Source organism: Clostridium sp. (assembly GCF_029258205.1).
Classification (GTDB): Bacteria; Bacillota; Clostridia; order Clostridiales; family Clostridiaceae; genus Sarcina.
In genome coordinates, this window is sequence record NZ_JARHZJ010000004.1 from 84,753 (window position 1) to 107,639 (window position 22,887).

Here is a 22,887-nt window from a genome sequence, read left to right on the forward strand (position 1 = left end):
TCCTTTTGATATATATTATATGTATATATCAGAAAATTCAATTTCAGCTTTTTCCTTTAAATTATAGTAATTGTTATTAAAGATATATTCTGTTCTTTCAGTTTCCTTAAATAAATCTACATCATAAAAATATAATTTAAATCTATTACCATAGCCCTCATATATTTCTAACTTTAAATCTCCACCTTGCATTTTCATAAGAGATTTACTTATATAGAGTCCTAAACCACTTCCTTCTTGAGTTCTATTTAAAGCCTTATTACTCTTAGTAAATTTATCAAAAATGTATTTTTGCTCATCATAACTTATAGCAACCCCATCATTTTCTATCATTATTACAAGATCTTTTTCTTGAAAATATATTTTTATATATATATTTCCATTTTCTCTTCCATACTTAACTGAATTTGATAATAGATTTAATATTATTCTTTCTAAAAACTCACTATCAATAGACATAAATATTTCTTCAAAATCTGGATCAAAAACAAAATTTATTTTTTTCTTATTTATATATTCTGCAGATGCATCCAATATATTTTCAACAACTTCAACTACATTAATAACCATAATATTTGTTTCTATCTGTCCTTCTGATATTTTATTAGCATCAATAAAATTATTTATGGTTCGTATAAGCCTTAAACAATTTTGTTTAATTACTAAGTTATTTCTTTCTACTGAATTAATATTTTGATTTGCTATATTTAAACTATTTAATTGAAGAGCAGAACTTATTACATTTATAGGAGTTCTTAATTCATGACATATATTAGTAAAAAATTCTACCTTTATATTTTCTTCTTCTAATTTATCTTTTAAATACTTATTTATCATTAAAGCATTATTCTTTTTAGTAATATCATTTATAATAATAATTTTATAATTATCTCCAAAAGGTATTTTAAAAAACTCGCCATTAGAATATCCCCCATTAGTATTTTTAAAAATTATTTCTTTATAAGAATCTACACTTTCTTGCTCTTTTAAATAAACTTGCTTTTCTAAAATTTTTTCATATAAAACTTCCATACTTTCAAATAATATAGATTCTCTATTTTTAATTTTTAAAAACTCTAAGGCTTCGTTGTTTAAATAAAATAATTTTTCATCCTTAAAAATAAATGTATAATCTCCAATTGTAGATATAATTTTATTAAATAATAATTCTTCTCTATCTAAAAGATACTCTAATTCCTTTAATTCATCTATTTTTTTTTGTAAATATCTTTTATTTCTATTGTACTCCTCTCTTTTAAAGAGCATTATCCTATTTATATTATTAAAACTATTATTTAAAGAAAATCTTATTATACCTTCTACCAAAATATAATAAGCTGATAAATCTAATATCTGGCTAAAAAAAACTCCTAATAAATTAATATTTTTTAAATCATTAAGATTATTTAAAAAAATAATGTTTCCTAATGAAAACAACAATATATATGCAATTAAATAATAAACAAATTTATCAGATGTATTTTCTTCATCAGAAACAGTAACTATTAGTAATAATACAAATAAAATAACAACAAATATAAACATAATATTATTTGTATATATATATTTAATAAAAGCTCTCATTAATTTTGTACTATTAATTACCATGAAATAAATAATATTAAAAGTAATATTTAATATTAGCAAAATAATATTTATTTTTTTTGATACCGTATTCTTTTTCTTACCTAAAATTATTAAAAATATAATAAAATACTTAAATAATATATCTATTAATTTATAAGTTAACATCTTATCTATTACATATAAATCGAATGAAACAAATAAAGAAAATATCTCTGAATTTGCAAGCCAAAAAATCCCTATGATAGTAAAAGAAACTAAGTTTTTCTCCTTATCTATATTACTAATTGCTATTAATAATGAAGTTCCTAACATTATTACTGAAGACAAATTTAAAAATTTATAAAACATAACATAATTTTCTTCTTTTATAAAAAATACTGCCAATAGTATTATTAGTATATATATAAGTCTTAATATATAATATTGTAATTTAGGATTTTCGTATTCTACTTTGTATTCCACAGTTTTTCTCCCTATTAAATTCCAACCTTATATTTGTTCCTGTATCTTTAATTGAATTTATATTTATAGTTCCATTTTGCAATTCAACTAAATTCTTAACAATATATAGTCCAATTCCTGTACTTTTATTTTTCACCTCTTTTTTATTTCCTTTACTATATCTTAATAAAGCCTTTTCTATAAACTCTTTGTCCATACCTTCTCCCGTATCTGTAAAACTAATGACAACTTTACTTTTCTTTGCCTTAATCTCTATTCCAATTCCACCTTCCTTTGTATGCTTTATTGAATTTGAAATTAAGTTTAAACTAATTCTTTGAATAAACTCTTGATCACACTTAACATATACTTCTTCTTCATTGGTATCAAAGACATAAGTTAAATTTTTCTCTTTTATATATTCTGCTAAATTTCCTATAGAATCTTCAATTAATGTTACTATATTATGAATCTTAACGTTAGGTTTTAAATAATCATAATCAATTTTTGATGAGTCAATTAAATTGTTAGCTAACCTCATTAAAATCATACAATTTTCTTTATTAACTTGATTATAATAATCTAATTTTTTAATATTTTGATTACTATAAAACTTTTCCTGTACTTGAACTGATGAATATATAACATTTATAGGTGTTTTTAAATCATGAGAAATACTTGATAAAAAATCATTTTTTATTTGTTCTTCTAAGGTTCTTTTTCTTAAATTATCTTTTATTTTTTCTGAACACTTCAATTCAGTTATATTTTTCATTGAGATTATTAAATAACCATTTACTTGTAGCAAAATTTCTAAACGCCAAAAAACTTCTATTCCAGAAGTAACAAATGAAGCTTCTCCTTTTTTTGTTATTAATAGTTCATATTTATTATCAATATCTATTATTTTAAATAAATTTTTGTTTATTATCTCTCTCTTATTTTTTAAATTTAATTCATATAAAAACCTTTTATTTGTGTTAAAAATTCTATAATTATCATTATTTACAACTACTATAGACATAGGAGCATTATCTAAAAAATTCTTAAAATAACTTTCCTTATCTTTTAATTGCTTATTAAACTCTTTTAATTCATTATTACTTTCTTCCATCCTTTTATTTAACATTTTAAGCTTTTTATTTTTATCAATTATATCCTCATACAAAATTTCGTATGGTTTTCTAATAAGTATATCTGAAATCCATACATATATAATGAAGTATATTGATATTTTTAATATATCACCTAGTAATATAAAAGCTTCTAAACTTAGTATATATGATAAGAAATCTAATATTATTAATGCTAAATTTATTAGAACAAATAACTTTAAATAATTTAATAAATTAATTTTAAAAAGCTTAAAGCTTCTTAAAACATATAAAATTACTAAAAGAAGTACTGTTGATAATAACCAAAAAACACTTATATCAAAAAAAAATATACTAACTAACGATATTATAGTTAAAAAATAAACGATTACCTTTATATTTAAATCTATTTCCTTAACATGTGCTGTTATCATAAAACAATATATACTTTCTAAAATAATACAAATAGCACTAGGTTTGAAATTTAAACATTCAAATATTTCTTTTTCTCCACCTAAAGTTATTAAATAAACAAGTGTATTAAAATTTAATATAGCAACCAATAATAAATAAATACTTATTAATTTGAAAATCTTTTTATTAGAAAACTTAAATACAGTTGTTGCAATAAATGTTATAGCAAATACTAATATAGTTTCAACAATTGTAGATAAATAAAGAGCTGTACGTGGATTTAAAAAGTATACCGTATATAAAATAATTGCTACCCATATAAAAACATCAATTAAAATTCTAACTTTACTAAGTTTTAAATACATATAATCATTTTCTATACACTCCAATATTTTTCCCCCTTAAATACAACCATATAAATATACATTATCACAAAAAATAAAGTATTTTTTTTATTTTTTTGTAAATTATTGCATTTAATTGTAATAAAAAAAACTTAGATATTGGCATCATCCAATATCTAAGCTCTCTAAGAAACTTTTAAACTTATTATTATTTCTTACCTCAATTAAATCATTATCTTTATTTATATATTTCATAAATTCTGGATAAAATTCAACAGCTTTAATTAAATCTTCTGTAGCATCCTCTAAATCTTTTCCTAAAATAGCCTTAAAGCAACTTCTATTATAATATAAAAAATGATTTTCTGGATTAAATCTTAAACCTAGTGATAATATCTCTATTCCTTTTTCTATATTATTTTCTTCCTTATATATAACTGCCAAATTTAAGAATGAAAAAGCATAACCAAAATTCTTTTTAATGGCTTTCTCATAAAAATTTTTAGCTTTATCATATACATTTAATCGCTTATATATTACTCCCATATTAAAAAGCGCCAAATAGTGTTCTCCATCTATTTGAAGTGCTTTAGAAAACATTCTATATGCCTCTTGAAGCATATCTCTTTCTTCATATATAGACCCTAAATTTATATGAGCCCAAAAATCTTCTGGACATAACTCTATTATCTTTTTATAATACTCTATTGCACCTTCCTTATCACCAATATTATCTAATGCATTTGCTAAGAAGAATATAGCTCTATCATAAACTGGATTTATACTAATAGCCTTTTTATATAATTCTATAGCCTTTACATACTCCTCTTTTTCATCATAAATTACAGCTAATCCATAATAAGCTCTAACTTCAAAACTATTTATACTTAAAGCTTCTTCATACTTTTCTTTAGCCTTTTTAGTATCTCCTAACTCATCTAACATTAAAGCTATACTTATTATTAAATCAATATCTTTTTCTCCTTCTAGAAGTTCCTCTGCTCTTAAATAATAATTTAAAGCTTTTATTAAATTTCCTTCATCATGAGCTTTATCACCACTACGTATATAATTATCTATAACTCTATAGTTATTGTCCATATCATCACCTATTTTTCTAATGTATTATGTCAAAATCATGTGAACTTACATAAAGCAAAAAGGAGGTATCAAAATTTTGACACACTCCTAATTAATACTCTAATTAATTATATATATCTTTTAAATATTTTTCAACATCCATTCAATAGTATCTTCCATAACCTCTAACTTATTTTTTTCATTTAACATTTCATGTCTTCCATTTTCATATAACTTATATTGAATATTTTTCACTCCAAATTCTTTCAATTTATCTCTTAAGTTGATTACACCTTTACCAAAATTACCTACTGGATCTTTATCTCCACCAAAAATATATATAGGCATTTCCTTATTTATTCTACTCATATTTTCAACCTTATGTATGCTTCTTACTCCTCTTAACAAATCATAATAAAATGAACTTGAACATATGAAACCATATCTTTCATTTTCTATATACTTGTCCACTTCACTTTCTACACTGCAAAGCCAATCAAAATCTGTCCTATTTGGTTTAAAATTCTTATTAAAGCCTCCAAAAATCAACTTATCCATAAGTTTACTTTTATGTTCTCTTCCCTTTAATGACATTTCTACTTGAGCTACAAATTCTCCAAGTGGGGCTAACTTATCTGGCTCACCATTAGTTCCTGATAAAACTAATACATCTACTAAATCATTATATTCTTCAACTAGCCTCTGACTTACAAAAGATCCCATACTATGTCCAAAAAGTATTATTTTATATCCTTTGTGTTTTTCTTTAGAAGACTCTATTAAAGTTTTAGCATCATCAATCATCCATTGGAAGCCATCATTCTCAGATTGATATCCTAGAGAATCTAAATCTTTCGCTGTAAATCCATGCCCTCTATGATCATGAGCATACACTAAAAATCCTGCTTCAACAAGTTTTTCTGCAAATTCATCATATCTAATAGCATCTTCTGTCATTCCATGTAATATGTGTACCACTGCCTTAAATTCACTGCCATTACTCCATTTATATCCTTGTAATTCTACTCCTTCATAATCTTTAAATATAAAATTCTCTCTCAAAGATATCAACTCCTTTTAGACTATATAGTATAAAGTTCTTCTTAATACTAAGATACTACTTAATCTAAAATCTTTAAACATCTCCTTTAAGTGATTTACTATTTTTTATCAACTTATTAATATTATATTAACAAATTTTTATCCTCTGCATAAATTTCAAATTTTTCTCTCCATATCCGTGCTCTTTTTTTATCAATTTCTGCTACATAATTTAAAAATCTATTTAATTCATCTCTTTTAAAAAGACCTTTAAAAAGATGTCTTGGAAATGAAACTCTCTTTTTATAGTTATTTTTAGGATCTATTATTTTAAGAGTATAATCATCTTGTATATATATATCTTTGCACCTTATATCAATTCTTTTAAATCCTAACCTTTCAAATTCTAAAATCATTAAATACAATTCCTTACATAGTTCCTCATCTAAATTTCCTCTTCTTAAATACTTATCTAATCTAACCCCCCCAACATATTCTCGTATAATATAACCTGGCTTAGTTTCATATATTCTTGGAAAAAATCTAGACTTTCTAACTCGTTTTAATATACTCCTTTCATCCTTCCAAACACTCATTCTTCTAAAAATTTTTATGACTCTATTATTTTTAAGGAGAAATACTACACCATTATGGCCTTCCCCTAATAATTTTGCTTCTTTTAAAGATTTTTCTAAATTACTACTTATATCTTTAAGGCTATAATCAAAATTTTTACTCATTTTACTCCTCTTATTAATAAGTGCTTAATACTATATTATACATTTTTTATAATAAAAAATGACTAATTTCTAAATTAAGAAATTAGTCATCTTGAACAATTATATGAAAACTTTAATCATATTCTTATTTAATACATCATAATTTTAACTTGGTGCATATAGCGTGACTTGAACCCTCACACTCTTAGAGTAATACCCCCTCAAGATATCGTGTCTTCCATTTCACTATATCTACATAAAATATTGCCCATTATACTTATATGAACAATATTGTTATCTTATTACTTATATTTTTGAAAAGCTAATAAAGCATTTAAATTATCAAAAGAATATACACTTTTGGTCTTTTCATCTCCAAATCCACCATAAAGTACACTATCCTTATTTTTTATTTGATAATATTTTAATTTATCTATAGCCTTGTTAAATAACTCTTTATCTCCAATGTAATTTGCTATTAAAGCTACATTAGAGTATATTGATGGAGATTCAATCTGTGATGTAGCCTCTCCATTTTTAGTATTATAGGTAGCTACTAAGAATCCATCTTTCTTAAACTTTTCTTTTATCCATTTAATAGATGATCCCTCATTTTCTCCAGCTTCAATTCTATTTAAAATTACTATTGTAGATAATAATAAATCAATATTTTCTTCTTCATCATATTTTTCAGTTTCTTGATAGAATACTTTTCTGTATAAAGGAATTTCTTCAGATACTTTTCCATTTTCTATTATGCTTTTAGATTTTTCATAAATACCTTCCCATTTCTTATCTACTTGACTCAATAATTTCATAGTAGGTAAATCTAAATAGCATAAAGTAGTTGTATTACCTTTTCCATAGTTATCTATATAATCTACTAAGGTTCCCTTTTCTTCTGCATGCTTAAGTAAAGAATTAGCAATATTTATAGCATAAAATTTATAATAAAAACTATCCCATCTGTTATTAGCTAAAAGAAGAGCTTTTATTATTCTAAGTTCATCTATTGTTGCAGATGAAGTAGAATTTTCATTTCCTTCTTTTCTCCAACTAATAAGTCCATTTTTTAGTCTCATTCCTTTTACTATATCAAAATGCTGATCAAATAATTCTCTATTATTAGCATTTACTGAATATAACATCATAAGTCCCTCTGATTCTGATAATACTGAGTGCCCTTTAGTTATATCTCCCTCCGAACTCTTATCTATATAATTTGTATATATTCCATATCCACTTTTACTTAAATCCTTCTCTATGAAGTCAAAAAGCATTTTTTCTTCTGGCGGATTAAAATTATCATCCCAATTAATATCCATATATACTGGTTTTAAATATTCTCTATTAAAAAATAATATTCCAATAGAAATTATTAAAATACCACTTATAGCTATTAGCCATTTTTTCAAAACATTTCCTCCCAAAGCTTTATCCATAGTATATTAAAATATATAGGTCACTTAAGAATAAAGTGACCTATATATTTTGTAATATACATTTACTTTCTTAACATATTTGTCAGTTTCTTTGAATGGTATATGAGTAAGATTTTTTCCATCGTTAGAATGTTCATTACTATTAAGCCATTCTTGAACCCGACCTCTTCCAGCATTGTAAGCTGCAATTACAAGATCCCAATTTCCAAATTCTTTATAGAGATTATTTAAATACCAACATCCAAACCTTATATTAACTTCTGGCTCTAATAATAAATCGGTATTGAAATCAATAATTCCTTGTTTTTCAGCTATCCATTTTCCAGTAGAGGTGGTAATTTGCATAAGCCCCCTTGCATCCTTATTAGATTTAGCCTCTTCATCAAAGTTACTTTCTGCTTTCATAACTGCCATAACAAAATAAGGATCTAAATTATATTCTTTACTATATTTCTCTACATAATTCATATATTTTAGTGGAAACATAATATTTTTTAATATATATCCACTCCCTAAAAATAGAAAACATATCACTAAAATAAGTATACATAGCCTTATAATTTTCTTCATTTAACTCTCCTACTAATATAAAGTAAAAAATTCTAACAAATCATCAACTTGTTCCTTTGTTTTAATTAAATTACCACTATTATCAATTATTATGTTAGCATAATCTTTTTTTCTTTCAAGACTTAATTGAGAATTTATTCTATTTATAGCTTCACCTTTACTAAGTCTATCTCTAAATCCCATTCTTTCTATTTGGCTACTTTTATCTACCCAAACTAGAACAATCATATCCATATCCTTATGCATATCATTTTCTATTAATGTTGCTCCATCTATAACTACTAACTTAGTGTTAGTTTTTTCATATTCTTTAAGTTTAATTTCTATTTCCTCTTTTATATAAGGCATTATTATTTCTTCATATTTTATTCTTTCCTTTGGAAATCTAAAAATATGGTTACCAAACTCTCTTCTTCTAAAATCACCTCTCCAATCAAAGAAATGACCTCCAAAAGTAGCTCTTACCCTTAAAAGTATATCTGGGTATTTTTCTAATACTTCTCTTGCAATAATATCTGCATCTATAACTTTTATCCCTGCCTCTTTTATCATAGAAGAAATAGTGCTTTTACCTGAGCATATGCCTCCTGTAAGGCCTACTTTAATCATAGAATCAGTACCCTCCTTATTTTAACCTATACCAATCTTCTCCAACATTAACATCTACATCTAACGGTACACTTAATTTAATTGTATTTTCCATTTCCTCTTTAAGAAGTTTCTTAACAATATCTAATTCTCCTTTGACAACATTTATTATAAGTTCATCATGAACCTGTAATATTAACTTACTATTTAAATTTAATTCTTTTAACTTATTAGATACATTTACCATAGCAAGCTTTATTATATCAGCTGCTGTCCCTTGTATTGGAGCATTCATTGCAAGTCTTTCTCCTAAAGCTTTTACTATTTTATTTGAAGCATTTGCCTCTGGTATATATCTTCTTCTATTTAACATAGTTAATACATATCCTTTTGTTTGAGCCTCGTGAATAACCTTAGAAATATACTCTTTAATTTTTGGATATCTTTCAAAATATATATCCATATATTCTTTAGCTTCTTTTCTTGGAATATTTAAATCCTGTGAAAGACTAAAATCACTTATTCCATATACTATACCAAAGTTTACGGCTTTAGCTCTACTTCTCATCAATGGAGTTACTTCCTCAACAGGTACTTTAAACACTTCAGCAGCTGTCTTAGTATGTATATCTGAATGATGATTAAATGCATTTATCATATTTTCATCACCAGAAATATGAGCTAAAACTCTAAGTTCTATTTGTGAGTAGTCAGCTGATATTAACAAATCGCCCTCTTCTTTTGGTATAAACACCTTTCTTATTTCCCTACCCATTTCATATTTTATAGGTATATTTTGAAGATTAGGCTCTGTTGATGAAAGTCTACCTGTAGTAGTTACAGTTTGATTAAATGTTGAATGTATAGAACCATCTGTATCTATAACCGCCTTTAACCCCTCAACATAAGTTGAATATATTTTTGAAAGTTGTCTAAAATATGTTATTTTTTCTATTATAGGATGTTTATCCTTAAGCTTTTCTAAAACTTCTGCATTAGTTGAATATCCAGTTTTTGTTTTCTTTATAACTGGTAAATCTAATTTTTCAAATAATATCTTACCTAATTGCTTAGGCGAATTTATGTTGAATTCTTCATCTGCAAGGTTAAATATTTCTTTTTGTGTTTCATCTAACTCTCTTTTAAACTTAATAGATAACTCATCTAAAATATTTTTATTTACTCTAAATCCTATTGATTCCATAGACGATAGAACTGATTCTAGAGGAAGCTCAATATCATACATCAATCTTTCCATTTTTTCTTCTTCTATCTTTTTCTTTAAAACTAAAGTTAACTCTTTCATAAATAAAATTCCAACTAAATCTTCCTCTCCATCTTTTACATTAGGGAATTTTGAAAGATAGTTATTTATTAATGATAAAAGAGAGTATTCTCCCTTAGATGAATCTATTAAATATGCTGCTAATTCACAATCAAAAGCTAATCCCTTAACTTCTATTCCTAATTTCTTTAAAGCTGTTAAGGCATTTTTTATACTATAACCATTTTTTAATATATCTTCATTCTCAAAAAATTCTTTAAATACTTTAATATTTATATCTTCTTTGGCTAATTCTTTAAAATTAATCAAATAATTTTTACCATCATAATTAATAAATATTTTATCAATCTCTATAGTAGAATACTTTTCTTTATTTAAATAAGTAAAATTAATATATACTTCCTCTTTTATGTTTTTAAATAACACTTCTAATTCTTTATTATTTTCTATATTAGTTATTTTAACTTCTATTTCTGGCTCTTCTTCTCCATTTGATAACTTATCTAATATAGATTTCATTTGAAGCTTAGTAAATAAAGCTTTTAACTGATCTTTATTATAATCATCCTTTGATTTAATCTCATCTAAATCAAAATCTATAGGAACATTAGTCATAATCGTAGCTAATTTTTTAGAGAATATAGCTTGCTCGCTGTATTCAGTTAAATTTTCTTTTAACTTTTTACCACTTATGTTATCTATATTTTCTAAAACATCCTCTACTGATCCATACTCTTTAATTAATTTAAATGCTGTTTTTTCTCCAACTCCTGGTACTCCTGGAATATTATCAGATTTATCGCCCATAAGTCCTTTAACATCTATAAACTGAGTAGGAGTCACTCCATACTCTTCAATCATTCTGTCATAGTTATAAACTTCTATTTCAGAAACACCTTTTTTAGTTATACATACATTTATATCCTTAGCAGCTAGTTGAAGTGCATCCTTATCTCCAGTCATAATATAAACTTCGATTCCTTCACTTTCAGCAAACTTAGCTAAACTTCCTATAATATCATCAGCTTCGAATCCATCTAATTCATAAGTTGTTATTGAAAATAACTTTAGCATTTCCTTAACAATAGGAAATTGCTCTGCTAACTCAGGAGGCATTTTCTTTCTTCCAGCCTTATAATCCCCATACTCTAAATGTCTAAAAGTTGGTGCTTTTTTATCAAAAGTACAAACTATATAATCAGGTTTTATATCCTCTCTCATCTTAAAAAGCATATTTGTAAAACCATAAATAGCATTTGTATGAGTTCCTTCACTATTGCTTAATAAAGGAACAGCATAAAAGGCTCTATTTAAAAGACTGTTCCCGTCTAATATCAATAATCTTTTCATTCTAATCCTCCAATATATTCTATTAATCTAACATTCTAGTTACCTACTATATTATATAAAGTCTTTCTATAGTAAAACTTATAAATAATCATCTCTTTTAATGATTTTTCCCATTAGTTCTAATAATATTAACATATCTTAGAAAATACTTAAATCTAATTCCTCAGATAAATCCTTCAAAACATGTGTTCCTGCTATACTATTTCCTTTATCATCTAGAGAAGGTCCAAAAATACCTATTCCCATTCTTCTTGGAACAGCAGCCATTATTCCGCCACCAACTCCACTCTTAGCTGGAATTCCTATATGTACAGCAAACTTACCTGAATCATCATACATACCACAAGTAACCATTATTGTTTTTATTATTCTGCAAATTTCTCTAGATATTACTCTTTCTCCATTCCAAGGTAATACCCCATCATTAGCAAGCATAGCACCAAATCTAGCTAAATCTTTAGCATTAACTTCTAAAGAACATTGTTTAAAATATAAATCTAATATATTATCTATATTTCCTTCTATAACTCCATTACTTTTCATAAAGTATGCTAAAGCTCTATTTCTATCTCCAGTTTCCTTTTCAGATAAATAAACATCTTCATTTAATTGAATATTATTATTTCCTGTTACTTTTCTAGTAAATTCTAAAATTCTCTCAAACTTCTCTTCCTCACTATTACCTTCAATTAAAGATGTAGTTAATATAGCTCCTGAATTAACCATAGGATTAAAAGGTTTTTTAGAAGGCTTTCTCTCTAAACTTACTATACTGTTAAAGCTATCTCCAGTTGGTTCAACCCCTACTCTTGAAAAAACTCTATCTTTTCCATTATCTAATATTGCAAGCATTAAAGTTATTACTTTTGATATACTCTGAATAGTAAACTTCTTCTCATATTCTCCTGCACCTACCTCTTTTCCATCAAGAGTAACTATATATATACCCAAATCTTCTTTATTAGCTTTTTCTAATTCTGGAATATAAGATGCCAGTTTTCCATGCTCAACATATTCTCTATTATTTTCTATTAAACTCTCAAGAAAAATTTCCACTTTTGTTCCGCTCCTTAGTCTAATTTTTTATTTAATGACTTAATATAATTAATATATAAACATTATAACATTTTCAACTAATTATTATAAATCTTTTAAAATACTTTTACTTTTTATGTATAATAAAATAAAAAATATTAGTAATTTATGTTTATTATCTCAATAATATATTACTTCAAGCAACTTTTATTAAAGTTGCTTCATAGAATATATAATAAAAAGCTTTGAGGTTTTTTTATTATGGATATAGATGATATCAATATACTTATGAAATATCTAACCAATCTTCCAATGAAAGAATATAAAAAAAGATTTACTTTTTTAGGTGAAGGAATAGCAAGAAAAGTTTTTGCTTTAAATAAAAATTTAGTTGTTAAAGTTGCTAAAGATGAAGATGGTCTCCATCAAAATTTTGTTGAATCATATATTTTTAAAAATGCTTCTTATAAGCTAAAAAGATATTTATGTCCTGTATTACTTTATAATAAAAGAGTTTTAATAATGCCTAGAGCTGAGGTTTTCCCTAATATAAGAAGAAAAACTTTTGTTGATTTAAAGGAATTGCGTGAAGAAAGTTCTATTGAGAAGGATATTTATGACCTTGGAGAAAAATATTTTCTATTTAAAGAAGATTTATATGTTCATAGTTCTTGGGGAATTATAAATGATAACTATTATTTAATTGATTATGGCTGTACTTCTCAAGAAGGAGACTTATATTATGACCTTTTAATGAAAATAAATGGACTTTTGTAAAATAATCTTTTTAATTAATTGTTTTATAAGTTTTACTGGATTATAATGATGGTAAGAATTTGTAAAGAAAGGACTGATATTATGAACAAATTTGAAAGCCTGTTAGAAAATTATGCTAAATTAGCTACTCACATAGGAGTAAATGTTCAAGAAGGTCAAACACTTGTTATATCATCTCCTGTAGAATGTGCAGACTTTACAAGAATGCTTGTTAAATCTGCTTATGAAAAAGGAGCAAAGGATGTTGTTGTTCAATGGAGTGATGAAATATGCGGCAAAATTAAATATGAACATTCTCCATTAGAAGTTTTTGAAAACTTCCCAGATTGGATGAAAGAATCAAGATTAAGCTATGCTAAAGAAGGAGCTTGCTTCTTAAGTATTTCTGCCTCTGACCCTGAACTTCTAAAAAATATAGATCCTGCTAAAATAGCAGCATTTAGAAAATCATCAAGTACAGCTTTAAAAGAGTTTAGCGAACTATTAATGAGCAATAAAAATGCATGGTCAATAGTTTCCATTCCAACTAAAGCTTGGGCAAAAAAAGTTTTCTCTGATTTATCTGAAGAAGAAGCAGTAGATAAATTATGGAATGAAATCTTTAAAATAGTTAGAGTTGATGCAGATAATCCTGTTGAAGCTTGGAATAAACATAAAGAAATTTTAAAGTACCATATGGATTATCTAAATGAAAAGAATTTAAAATCACTTCATTTTGAAAATTCACTTGGAACTGATTTAACTATAGAATTACCTGAAAATCATCTTTGGGCTGGTGGAGCTGAATACACTCAAGATGGAGTTGAATTTATAGCTAATATGCCTACAGAGGAAGTATTCTCTATGCCTTCTAAGTTTGGAGTTAATGGAACAGTATTTAGTTCTAAACCTTTAAACTATGGTGGAAATTTAATAGATAATTTCTCAGTTACTTTCAAAGATGGAAAAGTTGTTGATTTTACAGCTGAAAAAGGATACGATACTTTAAAACATCTTTTAGACACTGATGAAGGCGCTAAATACTTAGGAGAGGTTGCTCTTGTTCCTTACAATTCTCCTATATCAAATTCAGGAATAATTTTCTTCAACACTCTATATGATGAAAATGCTTCTTGTCACTTAGCTTTTGGTAAAGCATATTCTTTATGCATAAAAAATGGTGAAAATATGACTAATGAAGAACTTGAAAAAGCTGGCGCTAATGATTCATTAACTCATGTAGATTTTATGATAGGAACTAAGGATTTAAAAATCACAGGTCTAACTCACGATAATATTGAAATTCCAGTATTTAAAGATGGTAATTGGGCATTTTAATGTTTAACTATATATGATTAAGCCACATTTAATATATTATTATACTTTATATTCTAACTATAATATTAAAATCTATGCTAATCTAAATTTAAAAAGGCAAAGAATAACTTATTTAATGTAAAGTATTCTTCGCCTTTTTTATGTTAATCATTTTAAATTTCTTTTATATTATATCTAATATTTTCACTACTTATTTTGGTATGAATCAAAATATACTCTATGAAGTTTATTTCCATTTATAACTGTTGCAAATCCATTAGAATACATTTGTAAAAAGTCACCTTCATATTTGTACTCTTTACCATTTTTAATATCTTTAATAATTTTTTGTTCTCCTTCTAAAACGTATATTTCTCCATCTTTTCCTATATAGATATTATTTAACTCTAGATTTTTTTCTAGAGGTATTTTATTCCAAGTATCAATTGGCTTTTCTACATTTCCATAAACTATTTTAAATACTTTATTATCTTTCATTTCACCAAAGTATATATTTCCAGTTTCATCAACACCTAAAAGTCTAACTTTATATATTGGATTAATTCCTAATTTTTTATTTGGTTGTGTAAGATATATTCCAGATTCTTTTTCACTATCATATACTAATCTATCTGCTCTTGGCATTATTTCAATATTTCCTGGTGAATTAGTTACTATATTTACATCAGTTACATCATCATTATTATCTATTCTCTTAACTATAGACTCTTTTGTATCTTCATTGCTAAATTCAATGTATATAACTCCAGTTTTAGTTGAAGCTGTTATCTCATTAACTTTATAAGAAGAATTTATATTGCCAAGCTCAATTTTCTTAGTTTTATTGGCATCTACATCAATAGAATATAAATTAACTGTATTTTTTTTATTATTATATTTAATATCTGTAATTACAAGAAGTCTATTTCTATCTTTAAGCCAAGTATAATAGGATGCTTTTTCATTATCTATAGCAATATTACTTTCATCCTCTTTAAGAGTATTAAATACCTTAAGTTCATTATTATCATTTAAATATGCTACATATTCTCCATCATAAGATATCTTCTTATCTGTCATACGCCCTGGTAATTTTACATCATTATTCTCTTTTGTATTTTGACTAGCTATATCTATAGCTTTTACATTTACATCAGAATTTAACTTAAAATAAAATTTATCAAAAGCAAATAAAACTAAGCATTGTAAAATTACGGACAATAATCCCCACTTTAAAAATTGCTTTAATTTATCCATAAAATTCTCCTCTTTGTTATTTTACTATTACTGCTGAAGGAATAGATCTTTCCCCTACATTTGATGCTGGATTATTTATTACTTTTCCATTTAAGTACATAGTCGTTGATTTACCTCCGTCAAGGTTTATAGCCGTAACTACATTACAAGTATTTAACAATACTTCCTGTAGTTCCTTTAAAGTAGCTCCTCCACTTGTTAAACTTCTACCATCAATAACTAACATTACTATTGATCCATCAGCTCTTTGTCCAATAGCAGTTCTTGGAGCAACTCCCCATCCACCATCACCTTTCATAGGTGTAGGTTCTCCTTCTTTAACTAAAACAGGTCCAAAACTTACAGCTTCTTTAACATTTAATTCTTTAAGATTATTAAATGAATACATACCTGCAATCATTTTTCCTTCTTTTGTTATTCCAACAAGCTCAATTTTTTCATCATCTGGAACATCTTTATAAACTAATTTTCCTTCTGACATAACTATTCCAGCAGGAGTTCCGCCATTCCCAGTCCATTGAGCCGTACTAGATTTATCTGTAAAAGCTCCCCCATTTATTGCTGCAACGGCATTATTTTCCTTAGCAATCTCTGATGTAGTTTGTCCTTCTTCTCCAAGATATTTAGAAACCCCTATTTTTACCCTAGTAGGATCTTTTACCACTATATAATATCCGCTATATTTAAAGTTTTCAAAAGAGTATAATTCTATACTATTATCATGTTTAGTTGGTAAATTAACATTTGTATTAGTATTTTTATGATTTGTATTTATATTTGTATCATCAATATTAGAAGTTAATATCTGATTAATTTTTTCATCTGATAAAAATGTAGTTGCCATCCACTGATGACTAAAACTAGTCATTGCTGCTCCTACGTATGTCCTTTTAGCATTTTGAAATGGTCCATATAAAAGTATAAAAGGTGCTGTAACAGCAGTGAATATAAATTCAAAAGCAATAAATATTGCTATAGTCTTCCACTTCTTTTTACTTCTCCTCTTCTTTTTATTATTTCTCCCCATTTTTCCTCCTTAATTTAAAATAATTAAATTTACTCTGTAATCAAACCAACTAACCCTTACATTCGATTGTTTTTAAAATATCACTTATCTATTATACATTATTTTTAATATAATATTAGTACAAAGTTCTATTTTATTTATTAAAATTATCTATTTTTTTTAAAATTCTCATAATTTATTCATAAATAACTATTAATATGACTATATATTTTATAAATTAAATTTTCTTTCGTCATAACCTAAAAACAAAACAAAAAATATAACCTTTATAATCTCAAATACTTTCCTCATTTGTTTCAACTCCTTTAAATTCTTACAAAACACTTATGAATTTATTAGTTATAAATTCATATCTTTCTAAATTACGAATTCCTTTCAAGTTTGTAATCTCCTATATTAGATATATCCAATAAAATTAAATTAATACTGTAAGATTAAAGTTAATAAGGAAATAAACTATAAGTATATTTTTTTGTAAAATAAAAAAACACTTAGGTATTACAACCTAGTGTTTTATAAATACGAGATAAGTCTATAAGCCGAGTTCTGTATTTGACAATCATCTATCTAGACCTACCGTTACCGATAGGCTCAAGCGACACACCCGAGGACGGGACGGGCAACCCCTATATGTCCTCCTATTTGGTCTTGCTCCAGATGGGGTTTACATAGCAGTATAGTCACCTATACCCTGGTGAGCTCTTACCTCACCTTTCCATCCTTACCTAGATAAATCTAGGCGGTTTATTTCTGTTGCACTATCCTTAGAGTCACCTCCACTGGACGTTATCCAGCATCCTGCCCTATGGAGCTCGGACTTTCCTCTCCTAGTTCTAAGACTAGCAGCGATTGTCTGGCTTACTCGCACGATTAATATTAACATATATAATTATTTTTTTCAAATTATTTTTTCTACCATTTTCTACAAATCAAAAATATTGCTACTATTCCAATACAAACAATAGCTAAAGGAACTCCTATTTGACTTATTATAAGGAAAGTTAATATCCCACCTACAGTCCCCCACTTTAAAGCATTTCTGAAATAACAATTATTAATAAGACACCTTTTACATGTATTTCTCTTAAAATTTCTAATTAATCTATTAAAATCTCTCTTTAAGTCTTTAAAGCAGTCTCCATTAAATCTATTTCCAAAATTGGACCACATAATTCTCCATCCTAAGTATTACTTATAAATCATTATATGAAAAAACACCTGTTTTCTCCATAAAACAAGTGCTTTTTCCTAAAAGTTTATTATAAAATTATGTTTCTATCTACTCTTTATTTATATTCTTATTATAAATTAATGCATTTATAAACACAGTACTATAAAAATATTAATCTCCTACCCCAAAGTCTGTATTTTCAAATAATACTTCTATAGTTTTATTATCTTTTAAGAAAGAATATTCTTTTTCAAACCACTTAATAAGTTCCTCATCTCTTTTGAAAGAAGTTGTATTTTCAGTCCATATATTAACTGTTCCATACTTAAAATTATTTAAAAGTATGTCCATATCTCTTTTTATCATATCCTTAGTCTGGCCCTTTATTCCAACCATTAGACATATTGACTTAAAATATTTTTTTACCTCTTCTATATCCTTAAATCTAGCGTTCTTATTTAAAATATCATTTCTAAAATGATCATCAAATGTTTCAATGCCAGTTTTAAATATTATAGGAACTCCAAAATATTCTTCTATTTCTTTTAATCTATTTCTATAACACCAATGTGCTTCAAAGAAAAGTTTTTTAATATTTTTTTCAATGACAATCCTTTTTATCTCTTCTAATGTTTCCTTTGGAATTTCAAAAACGCTTCCAGAGTTTATTACTTCTAAAACACCGTAAATTCCTTTTACATTACTAAGAACTTCTTTATTTAATTTTATTATCTCTTCAGTATTCTTTGAGTTATCTTCTATATAATCACAAAAGGCACATTTTCCCCATACACACGGAAAAGATTTTAGAAGAACTATTTCTCTATTATTTTTATTATCTATAACATTATATCTATCCAAAATTTTTTCATCTCCATTTAATTATTCTGTGATTTTAGCAAAATATTTTTAGGCAATCTTACAACAACCTGTAACATTATTAAAACAGCTACTAATTTATCACAATAATCTGTTAAAAATTGTGTTATAAAAGCACTTACCACAGGATTGACCCCTAAATTATTTAAAATAACTATTATATAACTAGAACCTGATGAAGTAAGTCCACCAAATATATAGGCAGTTATACAAGCTCCTATAAAACTTACAAATATGGTCATTATAAACACGCTTAAAAATAACCTCTTTCCTTTCATGAGACCTTTTTCATAAAAATATCCTGCAAAAAATCCAGTAAATATTTGAACTGGTGCAAAATATAAAGAATATATATCAAATGTTATTCCACTAACTACACTTCCTAAGACCCCAGTTATCATTCCATAAATAGGTCCTAGTACAAATCCAACCATAATTGTACCTATAGAATCTAGATAAATAGGTAATCTTAAATTCAAAGCTATAAAAGCTCCAATTATATTTAATGCTATTCCTATTCCCATTATTGCTAATTTTAAACTTTTTGAACTTCTCATATTAATATTCCCTCCTTATTTAACGCCATACTTTGGATTATCAAGCACATTTTTAATATCATCTGTATGACTCGGGAATATTTTATTAAGAAAACTTATCATAAATTCTTTGCTATCAACTTTATCTAAAACAAATACATTCTTTCTTTTTCTATAAAAATCCGCAACATCAACAATACTTTGTCCCATGGATATATCTTCACATGCTATGTCTACATAAGCTTTAAATCCTTGACAAAGATCTCTATTTATAAAATACTCTACTGCTAATGGGTCATTTATAACACATCCAAGTGTTCGTTCTTGTTCCCAATGAAAATCAACATAAAATCTAGTAATATCATATATAAAATCACCAATTTCATCTTTAAATTGATGTATCATTTCTCTTAAATTTGGTGTTAAAACTATTTCTCTTGTAACATCTAAACAAACCATAGTAAATTCACCATTAAACTTTTTTAGAAACTGACTTGCCCCATGAGGATCTACCCAGTAATTAAATTCAGCTACTGGCGAACAATTTCCATGACTCTTATAAGCTCCTCCCATAGAAACTATCTCCTTGACCCTATGAAAAGTTTCTGAATCCATATTTATAGCTCTAAACAGATTTGTTAATGGTCCCAGAGCAATAATACTAACATTGTCCTCATTTTTCAAAGTATCCAAAATAAAATTAACTGCATCCTCTCTAATATATTCACTAGAGATCTCTTCTAAAAAAGTTTCTCCTAAACCATCTTCTCCATGAGTATCTTGTGCTGTTACAAGCTCTCTCTTAACTGGCTTACTTTCTCCTAAGTAAACAGGAATATCCAATCTACCTAAAAGCTTAAGTACCTTTAATGCATTTTTAGCTCCCTGTAAGCTTTCGACATTTCCTGATACAGTAGTTATTCCTATAACCTCAATCTCTTTTGACTTTAATGCAAGAATAATTGCTAAAGCATCATCTATTCCTGGGTCACAATCAATAATTACCTTTCTCTTATCCATTTTAAATTCCTCCCCTTGATTTAACTTAACCAAAAGGAACTGTTATTATATTTAAACTCCTTTATAACTATCTTTCTACCAATATAAATTTTAAACTTTCCCTTTAATTAAATATTGATCAATACAGTTAAAATTTAAATTAGTTCTTAATAGCTATTTAAAAATCCACATTTACTTATAAAAACTTATGAATTTAGTCTAAAAATAATAAAAACTATATTACAGGCATACTAAAGAGTATAACTATCCTATAATACAGTTACAGCCCTTAGTTTTTTATAGAGGGATGGTTACGAACCTCTACCAAATTACATTGGATTTTTATAAAATTTTAGGTGTGATATAAAACCACACCATACCTATTATATACTAAAATCACATAATTTCAAATAATATTTATTTATCCTATATTATAACATTTTAATTATAATATTCCATACTAAGAATTATATGAATTCAAAAGGATCTTTAGCTTCTTTTGAAATAATAAATTCTACATCTGAATCTAATTTTTCTTTTACTTTTTCACTTACCTTAATTAAAACAGGCCACTCTGAATTGAAATGTCCTATATCTAAAATATTTAATCCCATTTCCTTATAATCTGAAACAAAATGATATGTTGTATCTCCAGTTATTATTAGATCTGCTCCAAGTTTTTTTGCATCTCCAAAGAAATCTTGACCACTACCATTTACAATAGCAATCTTCCTAATAAATTTATTTAAATCTCCTGCATATCTCAAATTCTTAACTCTTAAGGAAGATTTTATGAGATTTATTATTTCTAGGACAGTCATTTCATTAGTTAACTCTACTACTCTACCAATTCCAGCCTCAGAATCAACTTGGTTCCTATCAATTATGATTCCGTCATTAAATCCTAAAATTTCAACTAAAGTATCATTTAAACCACCTTTAACTGAGTCCCAGTTAGTGTGTGCTGAATAAAGATTTATATCATTTTTTATTAAGTTTATTATTTTTCTACCTAATAGAGTATCTGTTGTTATTGTGCTTGGCTTTCTAAATAAAAGTGGATGATGAGTTAAAATTAGCTCTGCCCCAATTTCCTTAGCCTCTTTAATAACATCTTCAGTACAATCTAAAGCTAATAAAATCTTAGTTATATTTTTTTCTCTATCCCCAACCATAAGACCTACATTATCAAAGCCTTCTTTTAAATTAACTGGGGCAATATCTTCTATTATATTTATAATGTCATTTAGTTTCATTATAACATCCCCTTAAGTTTATTTATCTTTTCTTCTAAACCAATTTTTCTCTTCTTAGCCGCTTCTGTATCTTCTTTTATAAAACTTAATATAGTCTCACATCTATTTATTTTTTCTTCTATAAATTCCTTAAATAATGTATGATCTTTTTCTCTTAATAAAGAACTTACTTCGTATTCTAATTCATCCTCAAGTACTAGTTTTTCTGAATTTTCATTGTATTTAACTTTAAATAATTCATAAAATCTACCTTCATCTTTAATTAAATCTTCATCTATTATTTCATAATCATTCTTATATAAAAATTCTCTTAAAACCTCTGGATTTTGAGCTGGTTGTAATATTATAAAATCATACTTTTTTACCTTTTCCATGTCAGCTAATAAAATATCTCTAGTTAGATTTCCACCCATTCCGGCTAATATAACTCCATTTACTTCTCCTATTTTTAAAGGAGTAAGCCCAGGTCCTAAAAGACATTTAACCTTATCTGAAACCCCTTCAAAAGCAACATTAATCTTTGCTTTTTCTATAGGTCCTTTATTTATATCTGAAGCTATTGCTTTTTCACATATTCCTTCTTTAACTAAATATATAGGTATATATCCATGATCTGTACCTATATCAGCTACACTTTCACATTTATCAACATGTTCTGCTATTCTTTTTAATCGCTTACTTAATTCCATCTTATCCCAC

General features: G+C 26.1%; 20 protein-coding genes, 1 other RNA gene and 1 riboswitch. Of the genes, 2 read left to right on the forward strand and 19 right to left on the reverse strand.

The window, feature by feature from the left end:
• Positions 1–15: 15 nt before the first annotated feature.
• The 10 genes from Q1J60_RS00630 to glsA all read right to left on the reverse strand — a co-directional run bounded on the left by Q1J60_RS00630 (position 16) and on the right by glsA (position 13,011).
• Positions 16–2,049: a sensor histidine kinase gene (locus Q1J60_RS00630; protein ID WP_300257119.1), complete on the reverse strand. Its 2,034-nt coding sequence runs from the start codon at positions 2,047–2,049 to the stop codon at positions 16–18.
• Positions 2,018–3,925 carry a sensor histidine kinase gene (locus Q1J60_RS00635; RefSeq protein ID WP_300257121.1) on the reverse strand — a complete coding sequence of 636 codons (1,908 nt, stop codon included), beginning with the start codon at positions 3,923–3,925 and terminating at the stop codon, positions 2,018–2,020. The genes Q1J60_RS00630 and Q1J60_RS00635 overlap by 32 nt, the downstream gene beginning before the upstream one ends.
• Before the next feature lie 120 nt (positions 3,926–4,045).
• Positions 4,046–4,981, reverse strand: a complete 936-nt coding sequence (locus Q1J60_RS00640) for a tetratricopeptide repeat protein (protein ID WP_300257122.1) — start codon at positions 4,979–4,981, stop codon at positions 4,046–4,048.
• A 120-nt stretch (positions 4,982–5,101) separates the two neighbouring features.
• Complete coding sequence (locus Q1J60_RS00645; protein WP_300257125.1) at positions 5,102–6,022, reverse strand: alpha/beta fold hydrolase; 921 nt, start codon at positions 6,020–6,022, stop codon at positions 5,102–5,104.
• A 122-nt stretch (positions 6,023–6,144) separates the two neighbouring features.
• Positions 6,145–6,741, reverse strand: coding sequence for a hypothetical protein (locus tag Q1J60_RS00650; protein ID WP_300257128.1), 597 nt, complete (start codon positions 6,739–6,741; stop codon positions 6,145–6,147).
• Positions 6,742–7,022: 281 nt separating this feature from the next.
• Positions 7,023–8,135 carry a glycosyl hydrolase family 8 gene (locus Q1J60_RS00655; protein ID WP_300257131.1) on the reverse strand — a complete coding sequence of 371 codons (1,113 nt, stop codon included), beginning with the start codon at positions 8,133–8,135 and terminating at the stop codon, positions 7,023–7,025.
• A 51-nt stretch (positions 8,136–8,186) separates the two neighbouring features.
• On the reverse strand, positions 8,187–8,732 hold the full coding sequence (locus Q1J60_RS00660) for a lytic transglycosylase domain-containing protein (protein WP_300257134.1): 546 nt from the start codon (positions 8,730–8,732) through the stop codon (positions 8,187–8,189).
• A 12-nt stretch (positions 8,733–8,744) separates the two neighbouring features.
• Complete coding sequence (gene coaE / locus Q1J60_RS00665) at positions 8,745–9,341, reverse strand: dephospho-CoA kinase (RefSeq protein ID WP_300257137.1); 597 nt, start codon at positions 9,339–9,341, stop codon at positions 8,745–8,747.
• A 16-nt stretch (positions 9,342–9,357) separates the two neighbouring features.
• Entirely contained in the window at positions 9,358–11,955 is a 2,598-nt protein-coding gene (polA, locus tag Q1J60_RS00670) for a DNA polymerase I (RefSeq protein WP_300257139.1), read from the reverse strand.
• 138 nt (positions 11,956–12,093) lie between these two features.
• Complete coding sequence (gene glsA, locus Q1J60_RS00675) at positions 12,094–13,011, reverse strand: glutaminase A (protein ID WP_300257142.1); 918 nt, start codon at positions 13,009–13,011, stop codon at positions 12,094–12,096.
• Between the two features lie 240 nt (positions 13,012–13,251).
• On the opposite strand from glsA, the gene Q1J60_RS00680 reads away from it, so the two are divergent.
• Positions 13,252–13,767: a hypothetical protein gene (locus Q1J60_RS00680; protein WP_300257145.1), complete on the forward strand. Its 516-nt coding sequence runs from the start codon at positions 13,252–13,254 to the stop codon at positions 13,765–13,767.
• 81 nt (positions 13,768–13,848) lie between these two features.
• Positions 13,849–15,084, forward strand: coding sequence for an aminopeptidase (locus Q1J60_RS00685; protein WP_300257147.1), 1,236 nt, complete (start codon positions 13,849–13,851; stop codon positions 15,082–15,084).
• A 186-nt stretch (positions 15,085–15,270) separates the two neighbouring features.
• Here Q1J60_RS00685 and Q1J60_RS00690 read toward each other — a convergent pair whose 3' ends face one another.
• The 9 genes from Q1J60_RS00690 to Q1J60_RS00730 form a co-directional block, all read right to left on the reverse strand.
• A complete protein-coding gene (locus Q1J60_RS00690; RefSeq protein ID WP_300257150.1) occupies positions 15,271–16,320 on the reverse strand; it encodes a hypothetical protein in 1,050 nt (349 codons plus the stop codon).
• A gap of 16 nt (positions 16,321–16,336) precedes the next feature.
• Complete coding sequence (locus Q1J60_RS00695; RefSeq protein WP_300257153.1) at positions 16,337–17,347, reverse strand: phosphodiester glycosidase family protein; 1,011 nt, start codon at positions 17,345–17,347, stop codon at positions 16,337–16,339.
• 518 nt (positions 17,348–17,865) lie between these two features.
• Positions 17,866–18,212: RNase P RNA component class A (gene rnpB / locus Q1J60_RS00700), an RNA gene on the reverse strand.
• A gap of 47 nt (positions 18,213–18,259) precedes the next feature.
• Positions 18,260–18,517 carry a hypothetical protein gene (locus Q1J60_RS00705; RefSeq protein WP_300257156.1) on the reverse strand — a complete coding sequence of 86 codons (258 nt, stop codon included), beginning with the start codon at positions 18,515–18,517 and terminating at the stop codon, positions 18,260–18,262.
• A 172-nt stretch (positions 18,518–18,689) separates the two neighbouring features.
• Positions 18,690–19,379, reverse strand: a complete 690-nt coding sequence (locus Q1J60_RS00710; protein ID WP_300257159.1) for a radical SAM protein — start codon at positions 19,377–19,379, stop codon at positions 18,690–18,692.
• Between the two features lie 17 nt (positions 19,380–19,396).
• Positions 19,397–19,954, reverse strand: coding sequence for an ECF transporter S component (locus tag Q1J60_RS00715; protein WP_300257161.1), 558 nt, complete (start codon positions 19,952–19,954; stop codon positions 19,397–19,399).
• A 15-nt stretch (positions 19,955–19,969) separates the two neighbouring features.
• Positions 19,970–20,953, reverse strand: coding sequence for a nucleoside hydrolase (locus Q1J60_RS00720; protein WP_300257164.1), 984 nt, complete (start codon positions 20,951–20,953; stop codon positions 19,970–19,972).
• 262 nt (positions 20,954–21,215) lie between these two features.
• A riboswitch (PreQ1 riboswitch) is annotated at positions 21,216–21,260 on the reverse strand.
• Positions 21,261–21,399: 139 nt separating this feature from the next.
• Positions 21,400–22,188 carry a Nif3-like dinuclear metal center hexameric protein gene (locus tag Q1J60_RS00725; RefSeq protein ID WP_300257166.1) on the reverse strand — a complete coding sequence of 263 codons (789 nt, stop codon included), beginning with the start codon at positions 22,186–22,188 and terminating at the stop codon, positions 21,400–21,402.
• The gene (locus Q1J60_RS00730; RefSeq protein WP_300257168.1) at positions 22,188–22,877 is read right to left on the reverse strand and encodes a tRNA (adenine(22)-N(1))-methyltransferase; all 690 of its coding nucleotides are present in this window, start codon (positions 22,875–22,877) and stop codon (positions 22,188–22,190) included. Before Q1J60_RS00730 ends, Q1J60_RS00725 begins: the two co-directional genes overlap by 1 nt.
• Positions 22,878–22,887: the final 10 nt, after the last annotated feature.

Bases quoted from the DNA above. Each gene is read 5' to 3' on its own strand.
- Q1J60_RS00725 (WP_300257166.1), bottom strand. From the start codon at position 22,188: ATGAAACTAAATGACATTATAAATATAATAGAAGATATTGCCCCAGTT.
- Q1J60_RS00715 (WP_300257161.1), bottom strand. From the start codon at position 19,954: ATGAGAAGTTCAAAAAGTTTAAAATTAGCAATAATGGGAATAGGAATA.
- Q1J60_RS00690 (WP_300257150.1), bottom strand. From the start codon at position 16,320: ATGGATAAATTAAAGCAATTTTTAAAGTGGGGATTATTGTCCGTAATT.
- Q1J60_RS00705 (WP_300257156.1), bottom strand. From the start codon at position 18,517: ATGTGGTCCAATTTTGGAAATAGATTTAATGGAGACTGCTTTAAAGAC.
- Q1J60_RS00680 (WP_300257145.1), top strand. From the start codon at position 13,252: ATGGATATAGATGATATCAATATACTTATGAAATATCTAACCAATCTT.
- Q1J60_RS00650 (WP_300257128.1), bottom strand. From the start codon at position 6,741: ATGAGTAAAAATTTTGATTATAGCCTTAAAGATATAAGTAGTAATTTA.
- coaE (WP_300257137.1), bottom strand. From the start codon at position 9,341: ATGATTAAAGTAGGCCTTACAGGAGGCATATGCTCAGGTAAAAGCACT.
- Q1J60_RS00695 (WP_300257153.1), bottom strand. From the start codon at position 17,347: ATGGGGAGAAATAATAAAAAGAAGAGGAGAAGTAAAAAGAAGTGGAAG.
- Q1J60_RS00730 (WP_300257168.1), bottom strand. From the start codon at position 22,877: ATGGAATTAAGTAAGCGATTAAAAAGAATAGCAGAACATGTTGATAAA.
- polA (WP_300257139.1), bottom strand. From the start codon at position 11,955: ATGAAAAGATTATTGATATTAGACGGGAACAGTCTTTTAAATAGAGCC.
- Q1J60_RS00640 (WP_300257122.1), bottom strand. From the start codon at position 4,981: ATGGACAATAACTATAGAGTTATAGATAATTATATACGTAGTGGTGAT.
- Q1J60_RS00685 (WP_300257147.1), top strand. From the start codon at position 13,849: ATGAACAAATTTGAAAGCCTGTTAGAAAATTATGCTAAATTAGCTACT.
- Q1J60_RS00660 (WP_300257134.1), bottom strand. From the start codon at position 8,732: ATGAAGAAAATTATAAGGCTATGTATACTTATTTTAGTGATATGTTTT.
- Q1J60_RS00720 (WP_300257164.1), bottom strand. From the start codon at position 20,953: ATGGATAAGAGAAAGGTAATTATTGATTGTGACCCAGGAATAGATGAT.